Source organism: Candidatus Weimeria sp. HCP3S3_B5, assembly GCF_052064335.1.
GTDB lineage: Bacteria > Bacillota > Clostridia > Lachnospirales > Lachnospiraceae > Weimeria.
Genome location: NZ_JBQHVU010000071.1, coordinates 1 through 612, shown reverse-complemented (window position 1 = coordinate 612; position 612 = coordinate 1). Strand labels below are relative to the sequence as shown.

Below are 612 nucleotides of genomic sequence, written 5' to 3'. Positions count from 1 at the left end.
ACTAGCTTCTTTTGTCTTTCGCTCTGCCACACTAGAAGCTTCATTCCATACTTCCTTACGCATTTCTTCGATTACCTTACACATAGTTCTCACTCCCTTCGTATCTTCCTTGAAGTAAGGAAGGGGCCAGGGATTAGGGCCTAGGGTCTAGGGATATCTAAATCCAAACTAAGCCCTAAAACCTGCTCCCTATACCCTGAGCTCTCATACCTGCGCTATTAACTTTCTGAACTGATAATATTCTTCACTTCATCTACAGGCAGATCTATAATATATGCTATCTGATCCGCTGGAAACCCCTTCAGGTACATTCTTCTTACACTAGCTTCTTTTGTCTTTAGCTCTGCCTCACTTGAGGCTTTACCCCATGCTTCATTCCAAGCCTCATTCCATACTTCCTTACGCATCTCTTCTATTACCTTACACATAGTTCTCACTCCCTTCGTGTCTTCCTTGAAATATCTCACTCGGTCTGCCAGTACGGTATAGTTCATATCACCAGGATCCTCACAGAAGAAATCATGGATCAGTTTTCCGAGCTCTGTTCCGTCATCCCTTATTTCGCAGTTCACATATACTATATGCTCTCCATCTCCAAATGGTTTCCCTGAG

1 pseudogene is annotated in these 612 nt (G+C 43.3%); it reads right to left on the bottom strand.

The window, feature by feature from the left end:
• Positions 1-218: 218 nt before the first annotated feature.
• Positions 219-612: pseudogene (locus ACTNCK_RS11765) on the bottom strand (nuclease); the annotation flags it as partial.